This window comes from Shouchella patagoniensis (assembly GCF_002019705.1).
Taxonomy (GTDB): Bacteria; Bacillota; Bacilli; order Bacillales; family Bacillaceae_D; genus Shouchella; species Shouchella patagoniensis.
Window position 1 is genome coordinate 3,728,674 of the sequence record NZ_KV917377.1, and the last position, 21,905, is coordinate 3,750,578.

Annotated in this window: 21 protein-coding genes and 4 pseudogenes; 16 read left to right on the forward strand and 9 right to left on the reverse strand. The window is 38.7% G+C overall.

The annotated features are described in order from the left end of the window. The first annotated feature begins 73 nt into the window (after positions 1-73). The 3 genes from BK584_RS19380 to BK584_RS19390 all read left to right on the forward strand — a co-directional run bounded on the left by BK584_RS19380 (position 74) and on the right by BK584_RS19390 (position 3,337). Entirely contained in the window at positions 74-1,294 is a 1,221-nt protein-coding gene (locus BK584_RS19380; RefSeq protein WP_078394105.1) for a multidrug effflux MFS transporter, read from the forward strand. Between the two features lie 176 nt (positions 1,295-1,470). Beyond that, positions 1,471-2,076, forward strand: coding sequence for a sugar O-acetyltransferase (locus BK584_RS19385; RefSeq protein ID WP_281255767.1), 606 nt, complete (start codon positions 1,471-1,473; stop codon positions 2,074-2,076). Positions 2,077-2,479: 403 nt separating this feature from the next. Next, positions 2,480-3,337 (forward strand): putative RNA methyltransferase, encoded by an 858-nt coding sequence (locus tag BK584_RS19390; RefSeq protein WP_078394106.1) that lies wholly within the window; start codon positions 2,480-2,482, stop codon positions 3,335-3,337. 299 nt (positions 3,338-3,636) lie between these two features. On the opposite strand, the pseudogene BK584_RS19395 reads toward BK584_RS19390, so the two are convergent. Further along, a pseudogene (locus BK584_RS19395) lies at positions 3,637-3,852 on the reverse strand (NUDIX domain-containing protein); the annotation flags it as partial. Positions 3,853-4,031: 179 nt separating this feature from the next. Between BK584_RS19395 and BK584_RS19400 the strand changes: the two are divergent. Together BK584_RS19400 and BK584_RS19405 are read left to right on the forward strand one after the other, a co-directional pair. Further along, positions 4,032-4,526, forward strand: coding sequence for a GNAT family N-acetyltransferase (locus BK584_RS19400; protein ID WP_078394107.1), 495 nt, complete (start codon positions 4,032-4,034; stop codon positions 4,524-4,526). Positions 4,527-4,745: 219 nt separating this feature from the next. Then, positions 4,746-6,209, forward strand: a complete 1,464-nt coding sequence (locus BK584_RS19405) for an alpha/beta fold hydrolase (protein WP_169871400.1) — start codon at positions 4,746-4,748, stop codon at positions 6,207-6,209. A gap of 222 nt (positions 6,210-6,431) precedes the next feature. On the opposite strand, the pseudogene BK584_RS24255 reads toward BK584_RS19405, so the two are convergent. The 3 genes and pseudogenes from BK584_RS24255 to BK584_RS19420 all read right to left on the reverse strand — a co-directional run. Then, a pseudogene (locus BK584_RS24255) lies at positions 6,432-6,527 on the reverse strand (Tn3 family transposase); the annotation flags it as partial. Beyond that, a complete protein-coding gene (locus BK584_RS19415) occupies positions 6,523-6,915 on the reverse strand; it encodes a DUF2500 domain-containing protein (RefSeq protein WP_078394109.1) in 393 nt (130 codons plus the stop codon). The pseudogene BK584_RS24255 and the gene BK584_RS19415, both read right to left, overlap by 5 nt. A gap of 124 nt (positions 6,916-7,039) precedes the next feature. After that, positions 7,040-7,627: a TetR/AcrR family transcriptional regulator gene (locus BK584_RS19420; protein ID WP_078394110.1), complete on the reverse strand. Its 588-nt coding sequence runs from the start codon at positions 7,625-7,627 to the stop codon at positions 7,040-7,042. A 151-nt stretch (positions 7,628-7,778) separates the two neighbouring features. Between BK584_RS19420 and BK584_RS19425 the strand changes: the two genes are divergently transcribed. Continuing rightward, positions 7,779-8,696 carry an ABC transporter ATP-binding protein gene (locus BK584_RS19425; protein WP_078394111.1) on the forward strand — a complete coding sequence of 306 codons (918 nt, stop codon included), beginning with the start codon at positions 7,779-7,781 and terminating at the stop codon, positions 8,694-8,696. Continuing rightward, positions 8,696-10,294 carry an ABC transporter permease gene (locus BK584_RS19430; RefSeq protein ID WP_078394112.1) on the forward strand — a complete coding sequence of 533 codons (1,599 nt, stop codon included), beginning with the start codon at positions 8,696-8,698 and terminating at the stop codon, positions 10,292-10,294. The genes BK584_RS19425 and BK584_RS19430 overlap by 1 nt, the downstream gene beginning before the upstream one ends. A 558-nt stretch (positions 10,295-10,852) precedes the next feature. Here BK584_RS19430 and BK584_RS19435 read toward each other — a convergent pair. Continuing rightward, a pseudogene (locus BK584_RS19435) lies at positions 10,853-11,017 on the reverse strand (tyrosine-type recombinase/integrase); the annotation flags it as partial. 160 nt (positions 11,018-11,177) lie between these two features. On the opposite strand from BK584_RS19435, the gene ytvI reads away from it, so the two are divergent. Beyond that, complete coding sequence (gene ytvI, locus BK584_RS19440; RefSeq protein ID WP_078394113.1) at positions 11,178-12,233, forward strand: sporulation integral membrane protein YtvI; 1,056 nt, start codon at positions 11,178-11,180, stop codon at positions 12,231-12,233. Positions 12,234-12,473: 240 nt separating this feature from the next. Continuing rightward, positions 12,474-12,710 (forward strand): annotated as a pseudogene (locus tag BK584_RS25645) (hypothetical protein); the annotation flags it as partial. A gap of 83 nt (positions 12,711-12,793) precedes the next feature. On the opposite strand, the gene BK584_RS19445 reads toward BK584_RS25645, so the two are convergent. Then, complete coding sequence (locus tag BK584_RS19445; protein WP_078394114.1) at positions 12,794-13,366, reverse strand: helix-turn-helix domain-containing protein; 573 nt, start codon at positions 13,364-13,366, stop codon at positions 12,794-12,796. A gap of 76 nt (positions 13,367-13,442) precedes the next feature. Between BK584_RS19445 and BK584_RS19450 the strand changes: the two genes are divergently transcribed. The 6 genes from BK584_RS19450 (at position 13,443) to BK584_RS19475 (ending at position 18,397) form a co-directional block, all read left to right on the forward strand. Further along, on the forward strand, positions 13,443-14,132 hold the full coding sequence (locus BK584_RS19450; RefSeq protein WP_078394115.1) for an AzlC family ABC transporter permease: 690 nt from the start codon (positions 13,443-13,445) through the stop codon (positions 14,130-14,132). Then, the gene (locus BK584_RS19455) at positions 14,129-14,440 is read left to right on the forward strand and encodes an AzlD domain-containing protein (protein ID WP_078394116.1); all 312 of its coding nucleotides are present in this window, start codon (positions 14,129-14,131) and stop codon (positions 14,438-14,440) included. The genes BK584_RS19450 and BK584_RS19455 overlap by 4 nt, the downstream gene beginning before the upstream one ends. 161 nt (positions 14,441-14,601) lie before the next feature. Further along, the gene (locus BK584_RS19460; RefSeq protein WP_078394117.1) at positions 14,602-15,897 is read left to right on the forward strand and encodes an ABC transporter substrate-binding protein; all 1,296 of its coding nucleotides are present in this window, start codon (positions 14,602-14,604) and stop codon (positions 15,895-15,897) included. Then, a complete protein-coding gene (locus BK584_RS19465; RefSeq protein ID WP_078394118.1) occupies positions 15,890-16,807 on the forward strand; it encodes a carbohydrate ABC transporter permease in 918 nt (305 codons plus the stop codon). The genes BK584_RS19460 and BK584_RS19465 overlap by 8 nt, the downstream gene beginning before the upstream one ends. Beyond that, positions 16,804-17,622, forward strand: a complete 819-nt coding sequence (locus BK584_RS19470; protein ID WP_078394119.1) for a carbohydrate ABC transporter permease — start codon at positions 16,804-16,806, stop codon at positions 17,620-17,622. Before BK584_RS19465 ends, BK584_RS19470 begins: the two co-directional genes overlap by 4 nt. Positions 17,623-17,755: 133 nt before the next feature. Further along, a complete protein-coding gene (locus BK584_RS19475) occupies positions 17,756-18,397 on the forward strand; it encodes a pentapeptide repeat-containing protein (protein WP_078394120.1) in 642 nt (213 codons plus the stop codon). Positions 18,398-18,400: 3 nt separating this feature from the next. Here BK584_RS19475 and BK584_RS19480 read toward each other — a convergent pair whose 3' ends face one another. Continuing rightward, the gene (locus BK584_RS19480) at positions 18,401-18,811 is read right to left on the reverse strand and encodes a YhjD family protein (RefSeq protein ID WP_078394121.1); all 411 of its coding nucleotides are present in this window, start codon (positions 18,809-18,811) and stop codon (positions 18,401-18,403) included. Positions 18,812-19,001: 190 nt separating this feature from the next. Here BK584_RS19480 and htpX point away from each other — a divergent pair, with 190 nt between their 5' ends. Continuing rightward, the gene (gene htpX, locus BK584_RS19485; RefSeq protein WP_078394122.1) at positions 19,002-19,910 is read left to right on the forward strand and encodes a protease HtpX; all 909 of its coding nucleotides are present in this window, start codon (positions 19,002-19,004) and stop codon (positions 19,908-19,910) included. Positions 19,911-20,027: 117 nt separating this feature from the next. Here the strand turns inward: htpX and BK584_RS19490 are convergent, their stop codons facing one another. Together BK584_RS19490 and BK584_RS19495 are read right to left on the reverse strand one after the other, a co-directional pair. Beyond that, a complete protein-coding gene (locus tag BK584_RS19490; protein WP_078394123.1) occupies positions 20,028-20,957 on the reverse strand; it encodes an aldo/keto reductase in 930 nt (309 codons plus the stop codon). A gap of 85 nt (positions 20,958-21,042) precedes the next feature. After that, positions 21,043-21,882, reverse strand: coding sequence for an N-acetylmuramoyl-L-alanine amidase family protein (locus tag BK584_RS19495; RefSeq protein WP_078394124.1), 840 nt, complete (start codon positions 21,880-21,882; stop codon positions 21,043-21,045). Positions 21,883-21,905 lie beyond the last annotated feature (23 nt).

Consider the following 21,905-nt stretch of genomic DNA (forward strand, 5'->3'; position numbering starts at 1 on the left):
TCTATATAAGAGATAAGTTACATGGATTGTGGGAACGATTTCAGTCACAATATAAGAGAGAGAAGGGATCAATGTGAGTGAATCACAAATTAAGGGAAAGAAACGTCTAGGACTCGCATTATTGTTAGGGCTGCTCGCAGCTTTTGGACCATTAACAATTGATATGTACTTACCGAGTTTTCCTGACATTGCAAAAGACTTAGAGACAACACCCTCTCTAGTGCAATTAAGTTTGACAGCTTGTTTGCTTGGTCTAGGTTTTGGTCAGATGGTTGTAGGACCGTTGAGTGATGCGAATGGTCGTAAAAGGCCATTACTCATATCGATTTGTTTGTATGTAGTTGCTTCGTTTGCTTGCGCGCTTGCGCCAAATATTGGCACACTTATTGTGGCAAGGTTTATGCAAGGGTTTACTGCGGCGGCAGGAATTGTTATATCTCGTGCGGTTGTACGTGATTTATTTAACGGGCGTGAGCTAACGAAGTTCTTTTCGCTGTTAATGCTAATTAATGGGTTGGCTCCAATTCTTGCTCCAGTATTTGGTGGTGGAATCCTTCTTATACCTGGTGCAAATTGGAATTGGATTTTTATTGTCCTTACCGTACTTGGAGCTGTGATGGCAGTTGTCGTATTTAGTAAACTAACTGAAACATTACCACCGGAAAAGAGAACACCGAGTACACTGGCTCATACACTCAACACGTTTAAAGATTTATTAAAAGATCGTGTCTTTATGGGATTTGCATTAACACAAGGTTTGATGATGGGTGGGATATTTGCTTATGTTTCCGGTACTCCATTTGTTTATCAAGGCATATACGGAGTTAGTCCACAAACTTTTAGTATTTTATTTGGTGTAAACGGATTAGGTATTATTGTTGGCACGCATCTAGTAGGTAGGTACGCTGGTATTATACCAGAGCGAGTATTTCTAAAGGTCGGCTTAATAACAGCTGTAGTCGCTAGCAGTGTGCTCCTTGTCATGACGATATTACAAGGTCCACTCTTTTCAATTGTTATTCCAGTGTTCTTATTTGTTTCAATGATTGGAATGGTTGGGACAACTTCTTTTTCATTAGCGATGGAAACACAGGCGAAACGTGCTGGAAGTGCGTCGGCGTTGCTTGGATTACTTCCGTTTGTCATAGGTGCGGCGACAGCTCCACTTGTTGGCGTTGCTGGTGAAGGGACTGCTGTTCCAATGGGCTTGATTATTTTCTTAGCAAGCAGCGCGTCATTACTTGCATTTCTTTTACTTGCCAAAGGTGGAAAAGTACAAACTGAACAAGAGTAATAGCATGTGGAATTCATATAAGGTGAATGGGGAACTAAAGCAAGTGATTCTTCGTGCAGGAGTGGAGAAAACATTCTTCATTAGTAGATAATAGTTTAATGCAATTTGGAAGTAATACAAATAGGTCATTAAAACGAATAAAAAATGGAGTAACTCCTTTGGAGGATGAATGAACTGTGACAGAAAAAGAAAAGATGCTTCGAGGCGATCTATACCATCCAGAAGATGAGACGCTTATAGAGGAGCGTCGCTATGCGCGGAATATGATGGTTAAATACAATCAGACTGGGGTCGAAGAGGATGAGCTCCGAAAAGAGATTTTATCTCGTTTACTTGGAGCCTCAACTAAGAACAAATCAATTGAACCACCATTTTTCTGTGATTATGGATATAATATACAAGTTGGTGATAACTTTTTTGCTAACTTTAATTTAACTGTCCTTGATTGCGGGAAAGTGAACATCGGCGACAATGTTTTTATTGGACCAAACGTGAGTTTATATACGCCGATTCATCCTTTACATCCACAAGTGAGAAACACGTATTATGAGTATGCAAAACCAATTACAATTGGTGATAACGTATGGGTTGGAGGCAGTGTAACTGTAAATGGAGGGGTAACAATCGGAGAAAATACAGTGATTGGGTCTGGTAGTGTTGTAACAAAAGACATTCCTGCAAATGTATTTGCGGCAGGTAATCCATGTCGAATCGTTCGACTTATTTCAGAATCTGATTTACATAAAGAAGAGGAAATGCTGGCCCGCGCGCGAAAGCATTAATTTTTCTTTAACGCAAAAACAAGACGGGTGAAAGAACCCGTCTTATGTTATTTGTTGATTCAATTAGTAGTTAGGTTTCATAATTTTTTTTTGAAATATCTCGCAAAAATAGCTTTTCGATAGGTGTCAATTCTCGGTTCAGCTTTTTTTCTAAATCCTTCTTTAAGGAGATAAACAATTTCGCTGGATTATCAAGCATAGATGACCCTCATTTCCATTAAAGCGATGCTATGTGCCTCCTCTTATCTTAACAGATTGCTATAATAATAGAAAGCTTTTAGTACCTTCTTTATACGTTTATTCCATTAGCCATTTCCAAATTTACAGATATAAGGATTTATTGTATGGTTAGCGCTAAGTCATTGAACAGCTAACGAGTAAGCCTAAATAGGGGTGTTAAGACATGTCAAAAAGTAAAAGAGAAAAAGCGGCAGCTCTTGCAGCTGAATTAAAATCAAGCTTCCAGTGCCCTCATTGTGGAGCTCCTGTTTACATAGAGCGTGAGGCAAGTATGATTTGTGAAAATCGACATACATACGATTTTGCAAAACAAGGGTATTTGAATTTGTTAACAAACACAATTTCTAGCCATTATGATGCAGAATTATTTGATGCTAGGCAGAAAATCATCATGGAAAGCAATCTTTTCAATTCTTTGCATGAAGAATTATTAACCAATTTAAAACATCAACATGGCATTTTATTGGATGTTGGCTGTGGAGAAGGCTCTCATTTGGAAAGTTTAATGAAACAAAGTCCAAATTTAAAAGGTGTAGGTCTCGACATCGCAAAGGAAGGAATTGTAAAAGCGGCAAAATCATACGTCAATTCTTTATGGATTGTGGGCGACCTAGCAAAATCACCGTTTACAGAACAAGCAGTAGATGTCATCCTGGCTATTTTGTCTCCATCCAATTATAAGGAGTTTAAACGAATACTTAAACCAGAGGGAACTGTTGTAAAGGTTGTTCCACATGAATACTATTTAAAAGAATTACGTGCGTTCTTTTTTTCGGATGAGAATAAACAATTTTATTCCAATGAACAGACGGTAACGCTATTTAAAGAGCATTTCAGTAATGTTAAAACGACCCGATTAACATATACGAAACGCCTTAGTCAGGAAGAATTGCCTTCCCTTGCACAGATGACACCGCTTGGTTGGTCATCCGATGAGGAGAAACGAAAAGCATTTCTTCAGCAAGAAACGCTAGATGTAACGATTGATTTGGAAATATTAATAGGAAAACAATCTTCTTAACGCGTATGTAATCATCATCTGTGCACAATAAAATTAGAAAAAACATGTTGGGCGTCAATGATTCATTTTGGACCTACTAGCTCTTGCTACATTGCCCGAATATCTCATGAGACAAACCACTTTACCAGAAGAAGCTCAACTGCTTACAAGCACTTTCATTATGTTGGTTGGCATGTTGCTATATTTGTTTATTATTAATAGGAACGAGAGAAAAACAGAGATAAAAGAACATTAATAAAGAAGACGACGAGAGGTTAAATAAAATTCTCGTCGTCTTCTTTATAATAAGGGGTGAAAACTCCAATTTCTAGTCCCGTTTCTTCTTTCACTTCGCGACGAGCGGTTTCTTCCATGCTTTCTCCGAGCTCCATTAATCCACCTGGAAGTCCCCACCCCCCGTCTCGTCGATGCTATAAAAGTAGTTCGTTTTTATCATTAATAATTAAAACAACGGCTCCTGGAAGAATGAGAGGTGTGGTGCCAACTTGTTTTCTCACTGAATGTACATAGTCCAATTTTTATTCTCCTTTCACTTTCTTTTATCAGTTCGAGAGCTGATAAAAAAGATCTTCTTTTATGTTGACAAGAGAAAGATGGAAGGGTACGAAGGAATTTAATTAGTTATTGCGAACATAAATAAAAGATTCGTTATTTGTTGAAACCTGAAAAGAGAGAGCTATAGAGGAGGGGAAGAGTGATCATTCGACAAGCAACCAAAAACGATGTACGCGGTATTGCTAAAGTACACGTCGATAGTTGGCGAACAACATATAAAGGACTGATTGCTCAAAGCATGCTAGATAGTCTTAAATATGAAAAAAGAGAAGAGCTTTGGAGAAAAAACCTTGGCAGGGAAGAAAACATCCTGTATGTGGCAGAAGAAGACAATGGGAACATTATTGGTTTTGCTGATGGTAGTGTCCGGACAAAGGAAAATAGAATAGGAGATCTAACTTCCATTTATTTGTTGCAAGAATGCCAGGGTCTAGGAGTTGGCAAGGAGTTGTTAGAGAGAGTCTTTGCCGAATTAAAAAAACAGGATTGCCAACGAATCTATGTGGAAGTGCTGGAACGGAATAAAGCCAGTACATTTTATGAAGCGTGTGGAGGACAGCTAGAAGAAAGAAAACGAATTAAACTGGCAGGGGATGAATTAGGCTTACTCATCTATAAGTGGGATTTCTCATGAAACGAAATAGGTGTTTATGCTATATACAAGATACTCCTAAGAGGTAATTTGGGGATAGTAAGGAGATAATTAATTCCGCCTGGTCTTTATACGATTTGTAATGAAATGAGCGTTAATTTTCTTCGTTTGATAGTTTTTACGAACGAAGAGAAATAATTCCTTGAGCATTACATGAAACAAATTAGCGTAAGAAAACAGTTAAACAACGGGGGGGGAATTATGACATCGACATCCTATCAAGATTTTTTTGTTAAGTCTTCTTCAACAGTTACACAATTTGCACGCATACATGGCGTCGAATTTCCGGGCATACCAACAATTGTTTTTGAGGCGGGCTTAAATGATGGCGCCGATTCATGGGAGAAAGCAATAATCGAGCCACTAGCATCGTTTACACAAGTTGTTGTTTATGATCGAGCCGGTATAGGGAAGAGTAGCAAAACAGAGAGACCTAGAACAAGCGCAGAAATGGCTTCAGAACTGCATCATACCTTAAAGCATTTGCCGGTTGAACCGCCTTATGTTTTCGTTGGCCATTCGATGGGGGCATTAACGGTGAGGTTGTATGCGTCCTTGTACGAAGAAAATACGGCAGGACTTGTGTTAATCGATGGGACAATGGAAGACTACCGTGAACGTTTTCTAACATCGATGTCAAGTTCATTTCAACAAGCGTATCGGAAACAATTTACGGCAGAATGCAACTATGAAGAGCTTGGAATAAGTATGCAGCAAGTGAAAGCATCACGAAGAAAGCTGAGATTACCAATCGCTGTTTTATCGGCTGGAAAGAAAGCTTATTACGATCAAAAAGCGCAACAACTATGGCATGAACTGCAAAAAGAAACAGGGGAAATATCGGACAACTCTACTTTTATTGTTGCCAAAGATAGTGCTCACTATATCCAGAAGGATGAGCCAGAACTCGTTGTTAAAGCGATTAAAGCAATTGTGTTAGCAGGCGGTGGATATAAATCGAAGCTAAAGACTGTGTATGATGAATTTGCTGATGCTTATGCTAGTGAGTCTGTCAATTTGTATAATGGGCAATATGAACGCCCGGCGATGATGCAGGAGTTACTCGTAGAAGCGCGAGAGAAAAGGGTGTTGGACGCTGGATGTGCTGCGGGGTGGTACACAAATGAATTGTTAAAACTTAATGCTCATGTTAGCGCAATTGACCAATCACCAGAGATGGTAACACGTACAAAGAAATTAGTAGGCAATCTTGCGGATGTGCGGTGTTCTGATCTATCCGAGGGTTTACTTTATAAGGATAATTCGTTTGAATTAATTCTTTCATCTCTGACGCTGCATTACATAAAAGAGTGGAACCCGCTGTTTGCCGAATTTGAGCGTGTTCTGGAACCTGGTGGGAAATTGTTGTTTTCTGTACATCATCCAATGAATGACATCGCTCGCTCGTCGTCTAATCGTTACTTTGAAAAAGAACTTGTTATTGATCGATGGAAAAAAGCGGATAAGTGGTTTGATATGCCATTTTATCGTCGTTCTTTACAAGACATCTTAAATACAACACTTGCTCATTTTCAAATAGAAAAGGTGATCGAGCCAAAGCCTACTTCTCTGTTTAAAGAAGAGGATGCAGCAGGTTATGCTCGTTTAATGGCACAACCAAGCTTTCTTATTGTAAAAGCAATTAAACAAGAGAGAAATGTTTAACAAAAGGTATACAAAATTTGCTTTTGTTGGTGATTTACTGTGATGAGTGACCAATGCTAGAAAAACGAGAGTATAGTAAAGTGTTCTGACCCAAAAGATGGCGAAGCAGAGAAACGTGGAGCACATGAAGAAAAGTTTTGGGGCTTGATCTCAAAGCAGAGTATTGTGAAATGTGCGGTCAGACACACTCGCATAAAGCATGATAGTGGTCATAAACAAAAAGGCATTCATGGCTTCTCCTTTATTAAGTCCTCGTTGTGCACGCCTCCACAGCGATTCATTTAAAATATAATCAAGTATAAAGATCGTTTTTTCAAGTTACTGCCTCCCATATATGTGATGAGCTGTTTCCCCTGTAAGATAAATTGATATTATTAGAAGCATTCATAGGTATTTTAAACTCAGCTTGCTCAGTATTCTCAAGTTCTACCGTCACATGATAGGTCGTTTGAATACGTGAGGATGATCCGATTTTCTTCTTTTGCCCTTCAGTCGAACGCCCTTTTGCGTTCACGTACTTGCTAACGATTTTACCCTGCTCTTTTTCTACTGGCTTTTTATTGTTGGCCAGCCATTGCCATATATTTGGGAGAAGTGAATAGAGGATAAAACCAATAATTAAAAGAGCAATCAATGGAACAACCCAAGCAAATATATTTTGAAAGAATGCTGCCGTTGCTAAAACAAAATGATTAAGAAAAGCCATTAGTAAATCCTCCCTTCTGACAAGATGATGTAGGGCTGACGTTGATTAGTCTTATTACGCCCTTATATTTTCCTTACCCATCTTCTGGTTTTGGGAAATTTTTTCCTATAAAGGGAGGATCTTATTAGCGATCTTGCTTTGATGATATCCCATAAAATAATATATTCATGATTTCCTCAGTCAGCGGAAGGATTTTAGCATTGACATCTTCTTTCTGCATATATTCCTTCATCATATGGAAATAAAACAAAATCGCTTCGTTAGACACTTGTGGATCTACATAACCATTTTCTCTGCCTTCATTAAAAAGCTCAATTAACATTGGAATTGCATGTCGCTGATAATAATCATCGATAAACGACGTATTATTTGCATATTCTTTCATAAAGTACAGGTAAAAATCTTCGTGTATGTTCTCACTGACAGCAGTTTTATTAAATATCAGCTGTCTAATTTTATCAGGAAAAGGCATGTCGCTTAAAAATACTTTCTCTGCCTTTTGAAAGGATTCGTTGAAAAAAAATATGATCACCTCGTGAACAAGGTTTTCCTTACTATCAAAATAATTATAAATCGTCACCTGAGAAACCTTGGCTTTGCGGGCGATTTCAGCGATAGAGACATTCTGAACACCTTTTGCCATAAATAAATTCAATGAGGTCTGAATAATTTTTCCTTTTTTCATTTCCTTGCGGCGCTGAAATCCATCCATGCTACTTTCACCTCCTTCTTACAGTTTAATCAAAGTTATGAAATTTAACAATTATTTCGGTTCAAAACCTATTGCAAAAAACGGTATTTATATATATTATGAAATATGAAAGAGTGTACATTTCAAATCTTCTTTCATAGGGGGCGGTATCATGAGTCTGTTAACAATTAATAACCTCACAAAAAAATTTGGTAAATTCACAGCGTTAGATGGCGTGAATTTCGAAGTAAATGAAGGTGAAATATTTGGCTTCATCGGTCCGAATGGGGCTGGAAAATCAACCACCATCCGCGTGTTACTAGGAATTTTAAAAGCGACAAAAGGTAACGTCACATTATTCGGTAAGGACGCATGGCAGGATGCTGTGGACATTCATAAACGTATTGCTTACGTCCCAGGGGATGTTAATTTGTGGCCAAACCTGACTGGTGGCGAGGTTATTGACCTGTTTGTAAAATTAAGAGGCACCAATCACGAGAGTAAGCGGGAAGCTTTAATTGAGAAATTCAATCTCGATCCAACGAAAAAATGCCGCACCTATTCCAAAGGAAACCGACAAAAAGTCGCACTGATCGCCGCTTTCTCTTCGGAAGCGGATCTTTATATATTAGACGAACCAACCTCAGGCTTAGATCCTTTAATGGAGCAGGTTTTTCAAGAATGTGTATTGGAGGTCAAACAACAGGGTAAGAGTGTCCTTCTTTCCAGCCACATTTTATCCGAGGTTGAAAAGCTCTGTGATAGAGTTGGAATTATTCGCCAAGGAAAAATCATAGAAACAGGTTCTTTAAAAGAGCTTCGTCATTTAACGCGGACACACGTCCTTCTAGAAACAAAAGAGTTAGTCACCGATCTATCAGAGCTAAAAGGCGTCCATGACATTCTTGAAAAAGGCACGGAGCTTTCCTTCCAGGTCGATACTGATGAAATGGACCGAGTGATCCGGCACACTAGCCAATTTGGCATTCAAAAACTCGAATGTGCCCCTCTTGCGTTAGAGGACTTATTTCTGCGTCATTATGAGGACACAGAAAAGACTTCTTCTACAGAGGCGGGAGGTGACCTGTAATGGCCGATCAAACGCTTGCCAAAACTGGTCAGCTTTCGCGATTTATTATTCGACTGGATCGGGTTCGGGTGTTATTATGGCTCGTTGGATTGACTTTTTTCACCTTAATTGTCCCACCTGCATTTGAAGGGCTTTATAGCTCGCAACAGGAAAGAGACGTGATGGCCGAAACAATGGCCAATCCTGCGATGACCGCGATGGTTGGCACAGGCGATTTAGAGAATTACACTATTGGAGCGATGACAGCTCATCAAATGCTCCTCCTTACTGCCGTCGTAGCGGGGTTAATGAGCATCTTGCTTGTGACTCGCCATACGAGAGGGGACGAGGAAGATGGACGTATTGAATTGCTCAGATCCTTACCAGTGGGCAGGCTCTCTTATCTCAATGCTACGCTAGTCGTCTTGGCAGGTACGAGTATTGCGCTAGCGCTAATTAACGGGGCAGGGCTGTATGCTCTTGGCATTGACACTATGGACTTACAAGGTTCCCTTCTCTACGGTGCTGCTTTAGGTGGTACGAGTTTATTTTTCGCAGGTGTCACTGCTATTTTTGCTCAGCTGGCAGAAAGCGCTAGAGGTACGTTAGGTCTTTCCGTAGCTGCCTTACTTTTTTTCTATTTAGTACGAGCTATTGGAGATGTCAGCCATGAAGCCCTCTCCTGGGCATCACCATTAGGATGGGTGTCCAAAGCAGACGTCTATTCCGCCAATAATTGGGGGCCGATTGTACTTCTTGTCATTGCTTCGATCTTATTATTCCTCATCGCAAATTATTTAAATGCGATTCGTGATCTGGAAAGTGGCTTTCTTCCCTCAAAGCCAGGGAAAAAATATGCGTCACGCTTTTTGCAAAGCCCGCTTGGTCTCACATTAAGATTGCAAAGGACGGGGATCATCGCCTGGGCTGCAGGGCTGTTTATCCTCGGCGCTTCATACGGATCTGTCTTAGGTGACTTAGAATCCTTTTTTACGGGGAACGATTTAATGGAGCAAATGCTTGTACAAGGGGAAGGGCTCACGCTAACAGAATCGTTTCTGCCTATGTTAATGATCGTTATTTCTCTCATTGCGACCATTCCCTCGTTGATGGCAGTCAATAAATTACGTGGCGAGGAAAAAAAAGAACGGCTCGATCAATTATTAGGCAGAGCCGTTTCCAGAACACAACTTATTGGGGGATTTATAGCGGTCTCCATCGTTAATGGGTTTATCATGCTCTCTCTTGCCGCTCTTGGTTTTTGGTCTGCAGCGGCTGCCGTCATGGATGAGCCACTTAGTTTCGGAGTCGCTTATGGTGCTCTGCTGTCTTATTACCCTGCGATGTTAGTGATGATTGGACTATCCGTCGCATTCATTGGAGTGTTACCAAAGTTAACGTCACTCGTATGGGCTTATGTCTTCTACTCATTTATTGTTCTTTATCTGGGCGGCATCTTCCAATTTGATGAGTGGATCGGGCAATTATCCCCATTCGGTCATGTTCCGCAATTCCCTGTAGAGGACCTCACAGTTCTACCATTAGCGCTATTAACCATAACTGCTGCTGTACTTATGACCATTGGTGTGGCAGGGTTTAATAAACGAGACATTCAGTAAGAAAAGCGGCGTAGCCGTCTTTTATTAAAAATAGCGTCAGCTTTCGCCGCTTCTTTATACAGACTCTGAATAAACTATATTAATATATATAAAAGCAGAAGGAGAGAGAGGGTAGCTCAAAGTCTTTGTCAGTGCCTTTGGAGTGACTGCTAATATTTCTTATCTCCGGTTCTTGTACTCTTACCACGGGTCCCACGGTAAGAGTATGTCTTATTTTAGACCAAGTCTGACCATTCCTAATGTCACTTTACTTGCCTTTCTTTGAAGTAAATAGAGAACCCAAAAAATATCGATAGAAGAAGTGATAATGTGTAGAGTCTTAAAACAACTGGTCATTACAGCTGCCACCCGATTAAAATCCCATAGAGAAAAGACTCTTTCAGATCATTAATTTCTATATTGAGAAATCAAATTTCAACCCTATAATTAGTACTAGCATACATTTAGCAACAACTAAAGCAAACAAAAACGCCACTAACAAGGAACAAAATTCTTCATCAACCCCTGTGTGCGGATATCGACAATCATCACCCTATAAAAATTATTCCCCTACATCTCTCATAAATTTAAATACACACTATCAAGATCATCTTGCGTCATACCTATATAGGCTAACGTAACGCTTGGTGCTGAATGATTGAACAATTTTTGAAGAATTGAGAGGTCCACTCCCGATTGATACGCATGATAACCAAATGTTTTTCGTAATGTATGAGTCCCAATTCTTTAATCACTAATGCGTAGTCCGGAATTAATTCCTACATTTCTAAACGAAATAATTTTTTATTTTTGTATTTATTTTTAACTTACGTGATATAATGCTCTATACTTAGGGAATTTAATTACCGAATGTGAACGCAGAAAAATGAAAAGAGGTAGTCTGTTGTCTTCTTTGATTAATAAAAAAATCCTTAAAATAATAGTTATTACTATAGCTTTAGTGATTGCAGCCTATTTAATTTTGCCTGTTTCTTATCCGCTATTAGTAGCTTTTCTTGTCGCATTATTATTAGCGCCTATAGTGAGATGGTTTAAAAAAACTCTAAATATAAAAAGAGAATTAGCAGTCACTATTGTATTTATAATGTTTATATTATTAATAATTTTAATTTCTTATTTAATAGTTACTCAATTGATATATCAAGGTGTTCAATTCATTGAAAATTCACCGATTTATATTATGGATATAACTGAAGGATGGGACTCTTTCATACAAAATATCGAATCGGCATTCTCTGATTTACCTGACGCTATAATTTCAACGATAAATGAACAAATTATTGTCTTTTTAAATGAATTGAGATCTAATGCTAATCAGGTTGATATTATCTCGACAATAACAGCGGGGGTAGCTAAGATACCTGGTTACTTCGTTTCTTTTATTGTATTTATTATTGCTTTATTCTTGTTTATGATTGAAATGCCTAAACTTCGGCATTCGTTTTATAATAAATTTACAGAAGAGACAAGCAATCGATTGCAAATTATGATCAAACGATTTTCAAATGCAATTTTTGGTTTTCTGAAAGCACAATTTATTGTTAGTGTTCCAATATTTTTAATATCATTAATTGGATTATTTATTATCACACCAGATGTTGCTCTGACTATGGCTCTCGTCATATGGATAATAGACTTTATACCGTTCATTGGCTCAATCGTTATTTTATCTCCTTGGGCTATTTATCTTATGCTGGTTGGGGACACAGATACAGGAATAAAGCTTTTGATTCTTGCGGGTGTTCTTCTTATTATAAGAAGAACAGTAGAACCCAAAGTCATGGGAAAACAAATCGGTTTATCGCCACTATTAACTTTAATTTCTATGTATCTAGGAGCTCAATTCTTTGGTCTAATAGGATTAATAATAGGTCCTTTATCAATCATTGCATTCACTTCTGCAAAAGAAGCTGGAGTAATAAATGGGAAGAAAATATAAACTGAAGTTAAAGATATTAACGAAAGAGTGCCTTTAAATTGTTTAAAAGATAGTGATCAATTATGTGGTATGATAAAATATTCGTTAATTGGAGCTTGGAATCATTCCAATTTCTTTTCGTAATCATTTTTAATTTAAACTAAAACAGATGTAAGATTGAAAAGTTTTATATAGCTGAAAGAGGTTAATATAATCATATCTACCATTAAATAAAATACTTCCCTCCCAGAGGTAAACGGAAGTTTTCTTAATACGCATCATTTTCAACAAGTTATTGTTTATCTCGCTCCTAAGCTTATTGGTGGAAAAGATAGCCCCAGCTTTGGACAAGGGGTAGAAAAGATAAGTAAAGCAGTACCATTGAAAATAGAAAGTGTGCAAAAGGTAGGAGACGATATAAAAGTAATAACTATACCTGATATACAATTACCTTGTAACTCTTGTCAAACATGTAAAAATAAGGTTAGTAATTATTAGAGTTTTAGCATAAGTGAATTATAGAGAAAGCGAGAGCACCGCTAAAACAAGGCAAAATCCAAATGGATTTTGCCTTGTTTCATTTAAGTTAATGTATAAGAAATAACGAAGTGGAGTACTGCTGTGGTGTTACTCTCGTTGCTGTAAATATGAGTACGGTCACCTTTAAAACGAATCGAATCATATTCATTTAAGTGATAGACAACCCCATCGACTTCAATTGATAGCGTGCCGGACATAACGGTAACCGACTCAGTTACTCCAGGACGATGGGCCTCAGCGGTATACGTCGAATTGGCTTGTAAATAACCGCGGTAGCATTCAGCTAATCGATGAAATTGAAACAAAGGTTCCGCAATAAATACACTGTCTGCACTTGCCATCTTAACTGATTCAGTTGTACGAGCAATGTCTACCTCGGCATCTACGGAAAGTAGCTCAGTAATTGGTAAACCTAGTCCATTGGATAGTTTCCAAATAACGGATAATGTGGGGTTTGCCTCTCCCTTTTCAATTTTAATTAATGTAAGTTTGCTAATGCCGACTTGTTTTGCGAGTGCGTCCATGCTTAATCCTTTGCTTGTTCGTAACTCACGCAAATTGGCGCCTATACGCTTTCCAGCTTCGCTTTCTTCCCAATTAATTTCGTTTTTCATAACATACTCCTTTTTTATATGTTATATTATAATATACCTAAAGGTTAATTATAATATAATGGTAAGGGGGATTATAATGAACACACACTTTTCTGCTATAAAATTGGCGATTATTTCTGCAGCCCCAATTGCTTTTGCAATTGCTACGTACGGTTTGTCATATGGTGTCTTGTCGCTTCAAGCGGGTTTCTCGCTTCTTGAAACAGTAGGCATGTCTATATTTGTTTTCTCTGGTTCTGTACAGCTTGCCGCCGTCGGAATGGTACAAAGTGGTGCCAGCTTAACAGCAATTATTATTGCTTCGATGTTATTGAATGTGCGTAATCTTCTATATGGTGCAGCTCTTTCAAGCACATTAATGTCTGCTGGTAAAGCGCGGTGGATTCTTGCTTTTGGCGTATCTGATGAACCGTTTGTTCTTGCTAGTACGCGCGCTAAATCGCATGGACCAGATCCTCTTTATTTCGCTAGTGTGTTTATTCTTTTTTATGTATCGTGGATCCTCGCTTCATTTATTGGCGCGCTTTTCGGTGACCGGATTAATCCTTTAGAGTGGGGACTGGATTTGGCTTTTCCCGTCACTTTCACAGCTTTGTTAATTCCTAGTTTAAAAGGAAAGCCGGCATGGGCAACTGTTATCTTTGCATGTGCAATTGTAAGTTGGTTTGATTATGCCATGCCAGGCAATGAGTTGTCGATTATAGTTGCTGGAATCGTAGCACCGCTCGTTGGGGTGTACGTGCAAAATAGGAGGAATAAAAATTGAATTGGGTATTGATAGCAGCTCTAGCAATTGGAACATATGCCTCTCGTGTGATCGGTGTCGAGGTAATGGCTAACAAAGAAATGGGCAATACAGCAAAAGTATATTTTTCGTTTGTACCTCTAGGCATTATTACAGCATTAGTAGTAAAGCAAGTTACCGTTCAAGTAGATAGTGGACTCACTATTTCATGGCCAATGGTGTTCGCTTGTTTAGTAACGGGAGTGGCAATAAAACTAAATAAGTCATTTCTCTTCGCTGTTATTAGCGGATTTGCAGCGGGTATGATTATTCGCTTGCTGAGTGGTTGATAAAGAAGCTAAAGGACTAAAAAAGAGATAATTGTTTATATTTTGATCAATTTGACGGGTAAGTTCAAATTATGCTAATGTGAAAACGTTATCATATAAGTGATTTCTTTGACAATGAAAGGTTTTTGACAAAAGAAAACAATTCATTTTAGGAGGGTGTTATGCGGCGAATCGTTCCTTTAAGTATTGCTACTTGCTTGTTCGTTACGGCTAGTTGTAGTGAAAATGATGATCAAACAACAAATGGTCCAGCAGGAGACATTACCGTTTGGGCTTGGAATTTAGAAGCGGATTATTTAATTGATATTGTGCCTGCATTTGAAGATTTATACCCTGATATTTCTGTTCATGTAATGAAGTTAAGTGGAGACCAAGTGTACCAACGATTAACGACGGGTTTGGCAGCTGGTGTAGAAAGTCAATTACCAGACCTAGTTCAAGTAGAGAACCAGCGGATTGATTTATATATGGATAATTTCCAAGAAAGTTTTGTTAATCTATCGGAAATGGGTTTTGATGAACACCGTGATAAATTTGTTGAAGGGAAAATTGCCCCTTTGATTAATGACGATGATGGAATCATGGCTTTTCCAAGAGATACGGGACCGATGGCAGTCTTTTATCGTGCAGATTTGTTTGAAGAAGCAGGTATCAACCCTGAAGATATTGTGACATGGGATGATTATATTCAAGCCGGAGAACAAATGCGCGAGGAAACAGGAACACTAATGACAGGTATCCAGCTCAATGGAGATACACAATTTTACCGAGCGATGCTCCAGCAACATGAATTATTTTATTTTGATTTAGACGGAGAAGTGACTGCTAGTACAGAAGCAGCACATCGTTCAATGGAAAAGTTGAAAAAAATGAACGATGCAGGTATTTTGCTTCATGCAGCAACTGGAGAAGAGGTTAATGCAGCTATTAAAAATGATGCTGTTGCGTCTGTGATCAGCGGTTCATGGCAAAAAGGGATTATCGAAGACCAAATGCCTGAACAAGAAGGATTATGGCGTGTAATGAAACTTCCGACTTTCGAAGAAGGTGGTTTAACTGCTGCAAATGACGGTGGCTCAAATTTAGCCATTACATCTGTTTCTAGCAACCAAGAAGCAGCTTATTTATTTGGTGAGTTTGCTTCAGTGAATGTTGACAATCAAGTTCATGGTGCGCTAGCGTATGGTGCATATCCTGCTCTAATTGAAGCAATTGACCGTCCAGAATTTGAAGAAGGTGTAGAGTTTTTCGGTGGTCAAGAGATTTTTGGAATATTCGGCGAAGAAGCAATCGACTTACCTATTGTCAACTTTACTGATGATTATTTGCGGGCACAAAATAACTTTAATGATGCTATTGGTCGAGTCATTTTGCAAGATGTGCCTGTTAACGATGCACTAGAAACAGCTGCCAATCGTCTTGAGGCAGCGACAGGGCGGGGGTCGAGTAATGAGTAATCCAGCGTTACAAGAGAAAACGAAACCGTTTAAAAAAGGGAGAAAAGGTCCAAAGAGTCAGGTTGGAATGGCTCCTTATGTATTCATTGCTCCCGCAATTATTTTATTCCTGTTGTTTACCGGGTATCCGATTGTGTATTCACTTGTTTTAAGTTTTACAACAAACGAAGCCGGAGTAAATGTTTTCGCTGCTTTTGAGAATTACCTTCGCTTATTTCAAGATAGTTTGTTTTATGAAGCGCTGTTTAATACGTTCATTATCCTGATTGTTCAAGTACCAATTATGACAATGATGGCGGTTATTCTCGCGAATGTGTTACATAGTGGGATTCACCGTTTCAAAGGGGTGCTTCGAGTTGCTTTTTTCACTCCCACAGTTACCTCACTTGTCGCAGCTGCGATCATTTTTTTATTAATTTTAAATCAGGATTTCGGAATTATGAACTATATGCTAACAAGTTTTGGAATTGAACGAATCCCCTGGCTAAATGATCCATTTTGGGCAAAAGTATCTTTAATCATGGTGACGATTTGGCGTTGGACTGGTTACAATATGATCATTATATTGGCTGGTTTGCAAGTAATCCCTAAAGACTTATACGAAGCTGCTAGCATTGATGGTGCTGGTCCACTTAAAAAATTCTTCTCCATTACGTTGCCTCAATTAAAACCGGTACTTTTGTTTGCCGTTGTCATGTCAACGATTGGCACATTCCAATTGTTTGATGAAGCTTTTAATCTGACTGGCGGGGGTCCAATAAATGCAACAACGACTGTTACGCTGTATTTGTATGAAAACGGATTTGAATATTTTGATTTTGGATACGCATCAGCTATAGCGTATGTGGTAGTAGTCATTATTGCCATACTGTCTTTTATCCAGTTCAAAGTGGCAGGTGATCGAGAATGAAGCTAGTTGGAAAACTTTTAAAGTATATTGTTATTGCAATTGGTCTTTTTATTACCCTTGGTCCCTTTTATTGGATGGTTGTAGGAGCAACGAACTCATCAGGTTCCTTATTGTCTGTCCCACCTAATTTAATTCCTGGTAATCAGTTGCTTGTGAATTTTCGTAATCTCGTTGATAATATTGATATTTTCCAAGCACTTTGGAACTCGACAATCATTACAGTTACGTTTACTCTTGTCGCTGGTTTAATTAGCGCAGCAGCGGGCTATGCGTTTGCAAAATATAAATTTAAAGGTAGAGATCCTCTGTTTGCGATGTTGTTAGTATCAATGATGATTCCTTATCAAGCATTAATTATTCCCCAATTTGAATTATTTGCTAACTTTGGTATTTTGAATTCGTATAGTGCGATCATTCTGCCTCAGCTTGCGTACCCATTTGCTATTTTTTTAATGAGGCAAAGTATGAAATCGATACCTAATTCAATCATGGAGTCAGCACGAATTGACGGTTGTGGAGAATATCGGATGTTTTTCCAAATCTCTCTTCCAATGATGCTCCCAGCGATCGGTGCCGTGTCGATTTTTTTATTTACACATCAATGGAATAACTTTTTATGGCCGCTCGTAGCAATTGTGACCGAAGATATGTATACATTGCCAATCGTTCTTTCCATTCTTGGTGGACAAGACAATCTTGATTACGGTCAGCTAATGCTCGCTGCAACAATTTCTGTATTGCCGATTTTTATTATGTTTTTGTTTTTACAACGCTATTTTATTGCTGGAATTGCTAGTGGGGCAGTAAAAGAATAATGAGTGCACTACTTTTTTCATTTCCTATGGAAAGCAATTGGTGGTGTTTCGTGCCGCTTTTGCTTTAAAGTAGTATGAAGAACAGCCTTGGTTTTAATTAAACCAAGGCTGTTGAAAAAGAGGAGTGGGACAAGTGGCAGCAAAGATTAAGAAACCGGTTCTACCAGTTGAGTTACAACTAACGACACTTACAGATTATATGGCTGAAGAGGAACCGTTTATCCTAAATGCACAAATAAAGAGTGAAGAACAAGCCGGATTACAGGTGGATAAGCTTATTGTCTCAAAGTCTCGTTTTGAGCACGTTATCCTTGTAAACGCAATGCTTGAGCGTGCTGATTTAACAGATGTCGTGTTTGAAAACTGCGATTTATCAAATGTTTCTTTTAATGAGGCGGTTATTCACCGTGTTTCTTTTAAAGGATGCAAGTTAACTGGAGCCGACTTCTCAAAGGCTCATTTAGGGAATGTCACGTTTGAAAATTGTTTAGTAAATTTAAGTGATTTTGTTGAGGCGCGTTTAAAAACAGTTGCTTTTAGAAAATCTTCGCTTGTTAGCGCAAATTTTTCAGATTGTCTCCTGAAGTCAATTGAATTAATTGAATGTGAAATTGACGATATTCAGTTTGCACAAACGGAGCTGAAAGGTCTTGATATTAGTACGTGCACATACAACCGTCTCCATACAGCGCTAACACAAATCGATGGCTTAATTGTTTCAAAGGAACAAGCTATTGGCTTTGCTAAATTGTTAGGGGTGCAAATTAAAGAGTAATCTTTAATTAGGGAATAAATAAAGTTGAATGGTTTTGGCGACTCGTTGTGAAAAAAGAAAAGGAACGGCGCCAACTGTTCCCGTACGTCCGTTATGCCAATACCGGTGTTGAATATCTGGAATGGAAGTGGGTTCCCGTTCGAGATGTACATGGATTTTTTTATCATGCAAGTGTTGCTTTGCTTTACGCATATCAGCGGTTAGCTTTAATAGGGATTTCTGCACACCATCCGCGTAAACATCTGAATATTTAATGTCTGTAATCCCTTTGTTGAAACGTGTAAGATCTCGTTCTAATATTTGTCTTGCATAGACTAGATAAAGGTAGTCTAAAACAAGCAGCTTTGTCTGATCCGTTTTTGGCGTGTAGGAAATGCCAAATAATTGTCGAACATCGTCATCGCTTAATTCCATTATGAACCTCTCTTATCAGAACGTTTGTTTGTATTATATGCTCATTTGTAAAAAGGATTCAATGTGCAAAATTTGGATATTAGAAGGGATCATGTGAGAGTATATGTGAAATGGCAATTAGTTGTTCAATCGAAGAGGTAAGGCATGGTACACTAGTTAAGTGACTTGATTATTTTTGTGGAGGGGTATAATGGGGAAACGATTATTATTATTTTTAGCAACAAACATTCTTGTTATGACAACCATCTTGATTGTGTGGACGTTAATTGTTCAATTTACTGGAATGGATGGTTCATTTATTGCGAGTGATGGTTCAATTCAATTTGGCGTTGTCATGCTGTTTAGCTTGCTTGTAGGTTTTACAGGTTCATTTATTTCACTTGGTATGTCACGTTGGATTGCTAAAAAGATGATGCGTGTTAACGTACTTGATCCTGATGGCTCGCTTAATCGGGAAGAGAAAGCGATTGTTGAAAAAGTACATCGCTTATCTCGTGCTGCTGGTCTGACACATATGCCAGAGGTAGGAATTTATCAGTCGGCGGAAGTAAACGCATTTGCAACAGGTCCTTCGAAAAAACGTTCGCTTGTAGCAGTATCATCAGGGTTGCTTGATTCAATGGATGACAATGCGGTTGAAGGCGTTATTGCTCACGAAGTGGCACACGTAGCCAATGGAGACATGGTAACAATGACGCTTTTGCAAGGGATTGTTAATACATTTGTTGTATTCTTCTCTCGTGTTCTTTCAATTGTTTTATCGCGTTTTGTACGTCCAGAACTCCAATTTATCGTTCAGTTTGCGTCAATGATTATCTTGCAGATTTTATTCTCTATTTTAGGAAGTTTTGTTATTAGTGCTTACTCGCGTCACCGTGAGTATCATGCTGATAGAGGTGGAGCCGATCTAGCAGGGAACGACAAAATGATTCATGCTTTACGCTCGCTGCAACAGTATGTGAATCGAGCGAAAGCGAATGACCATACGGATGATACAGCTGTGCAAACGATGAAGATTAGTGGAAATAGCTCAATGATGAAACTTATGTCAACTCATCCTGATTTAAGTGATCGTATTGCTCGTTTAGAACAACGATAAAATAAAAAGAACCGGCTCCTGCTGGTTCTTTTTTGTCGAGAAAAGACGACGACATGGCTGGTGGGTGTTAGCAGACCGCTAGTCTGTTATTTCTTTCAAAAAAACTACGAAATTCAGTTATGGTATTATATTCCCAGCCGCTGCATACAACTCATACCATTCTTCTCTCGTTAATGGAATGTTGGAACCTGCACTCGCTTCTTTTATACGACCAAGATTGGTTGTACCAATCACAACTTGAATGTTTGCAGGATGGCGTGTAATCCAAGCGGTAGCGATTGTTGTCGGAGTAACGCCGTATTTGTCTGCAAGGCGTGTAAGCACAGTATTTAGCTGGGGAAATTTATCCGTATTGCCAACAAACGGGCCATCAAAAAAGCCACTTTGGAACGGAGACCAAGCTTGAAGGGTAATGTCGTTTAAACGGCAATACTCTAGCGTACTGCTATCACGGTTAATCGAGCTATCTGTATTCATATTTAAAGTGATCCCAGAATCGATGAGTGGAGTATGAGCGACACTGAATTGCACTTGGTTAACGACAAGTTTTTGGTCTATTTCACGTTGTAGTAATTCAATTTGCATTGGATTATGGTTAGAAACACCAAAGTTACGGACTTTACCACTATCTTTAAGTATAGTAAAGGCTTCTGCAACTTCAGACGGCTCCATAAGTGGATCGGGCCGATGAAGTAATAAGATATCTAAATAATCCGTTTGCAAACGTTTTAAAATTCCATCAACGGACGACAATATATGTTCTTTTGAAAAATCAAAGAACCCTGTCGCACCTTTTCGAATCCCACATTTGCTTTGAATAACCATCTTTTCACGAATTGAAGGATTCATAGAAATTGCTTCTGCGAAGAGTGACTCACATTCGCCTTTACCATAAATGTCAGCATGATCAAAAACATTAATACCCTCTTCTTGTGCCGTATGAATTAATTTCTCAATGTCAGTTATAGATAATTGATTAATACGCATTAAACCCATTACAATATTCGACACGTTTAAATCAGTATGAGGCATTTGATTATATTTCACTAGCAATTCCCCCTTTTCGTCAGTTTACTAAATAGACTAGGGGATTGTATAGCAAGAGGGTCCATTTTAATAAATAGGATCGATCTTACTCGCCAGTAATGCCAGTTGCAATTGATTCAGCAACAGTTTGGAGATACTGATCATCATGGAGCCGTGCGGCATCTGATTCATTTGTTACAAAACCAGCCTCAACTAAAATAGCAGGCATCGAAGTATGTCGAAGAACGTAAAATGTCTCTTCAAACACGCCTCGATTGCGTCGGTCGGTTTGATTAATCAACTGTTCTTGCACAGCGGCTGCCATGGATTTCCCATTTAGACTGCCAGGATAATAAAACGTCTCAATTCCATTTGCTTTTGGATCAGAAAAACCATTTGCATGGAAGCTTACAAATTGATCTGCTTGCCATGTTTCTGCAATAGCAACACGTTCTTCCAATTCTAAAAAGCGGTCGTCTTCTCGCGTTAATTTAACTTTAAATCCTCTCTCTTCTAATAAGGTTTGTGTCCGCTTCGCAATTTCTAATACAACATGCTTTTCGAACAAGCCGTTCCCGACAGCACCACTGTCAATTCCTCCATGCCCTGGATCAAGAATAATGCGATTGCCAGTTGGAGCAATACCTGGAGCTCCATCGTCAATCGGAGTATGTTCATGAGTTGTTACATAGTCGAGGCTCACAAAACCACTTCCGTCTGTCAATTCGCCCCATCCGTCTTCATGGTCTATATATTCAACAACATCTCCAGGAAATTTAGAACCGACAATATCGGACCACGTTCCTGGCGCGCTACGAATGTTTAAAGATGATTGTGTATCGACTTCACCTTGTTCAATTGTTTCTGCAACTGCATTTCCGGCTATGGAAAAAAGTGCAATTGTCATAGTTAATAAAAATGAGATTAAGAGTTTATTTGAATTCATAGTTGCTCCTCCTCTAACATGCT

Bases quoted from the DNA above. Each gene is read 5' to 3' on its own strand.
- BK584_RS19470 (WP_078394119.1), top strand. From the start codon at position 16,804: ATGAAGCTAGTTGGAAAACTTTTAAAGTATATTGTTATTGCAATTGGT.
- BK584_RS19405 (WP_169871400.1), top strand. From the start codon at position 4,746: ATGACATCGACATCCTATCAAGATTTTTTTGTTAAGTCTTCTTCAACA.
- BK584_RS19425 (WP_078394111.1), top strand. From the start codon at position 7,779: ATGAGTCTGTTAACAATTAATAACCTCACAAAAAAATTTGGTAAATTC.
- BK584_RS19430 (WP_078394112.1), top strand. From the start codon at position 8,696: ATGGCCGATCAAACGCTTGCCAAAACTGGTCAGCTTTCGCGATTTATT.
- BK584_RS19450 (WP_078394115.1), top strand. From the start codon at position 13,443: ATGAACACACACTTTTCTGCTATAAAATTGGCGATTATTTCTGCAGCC.
- BK584_RS19415 (WP_078394109.1), bottom strand. From the start codon at position 6,915: ATGGCTTTTCTTAATCATTTTGTTTTAGCAACGGCAGCATTCTTTCAA.
- BK584_RS19480 (WP_078394121.1), bottom strand. From the start codon at position 18,811: ATGGAATTAAGCGATGACGATGTTCGACAATTATTTGGCATTTCCTAC.
- htpX (WP_078394122.1), top strand. From the start codon at position 19,002: ATGGGGAAACGATTATTATTATTTTTAGCAACAAACATTCTTGTTATG.
- BK584_RS19445 (WP_078394114.1), bottom strand. From the start codon at position 13,366: ATGAAAAACGAAATTAATTGGGAAGAAAGCGAAGCTGGAAAGCGTATA.
- BK584_RS19390 (WP_078394106.1), top strand. From the start codon at position 2,480: ATGTCAAAAAGTAAAAGAGAAAAAGCGGCAGCTCTTGCAGCTGAATTA.
- BK584_RS19420 (WP_078394110.1), bottom strand. From the start codon at position 7,627: ATGGATGGATTTCAGCGCCGCAAGGAAATGAAAAAAGGAAAAATTATT.
- BK584_RS19465 (WP_078394118.1), top strand. From the start codon at position 15,890: ATGAGTAATCCAGCGTTACAAGAGAAAACGAAACCGTTTAAAAAAGGG.
- BK584_RS19460 (WP_078394117.1), top strand. From the start codon at position 14,602: ATGCGGCGAATCGTTCCTTTAAGTATTGCTACTTGCTTGTTCGTTACG.
- BK584_RS19495 (WP_078394124.1), bottom strand. From the start codon at position 21,882: ATGAATTCAAATAAACTCTTAATCTCATTTTTATTAACTATGACAATT.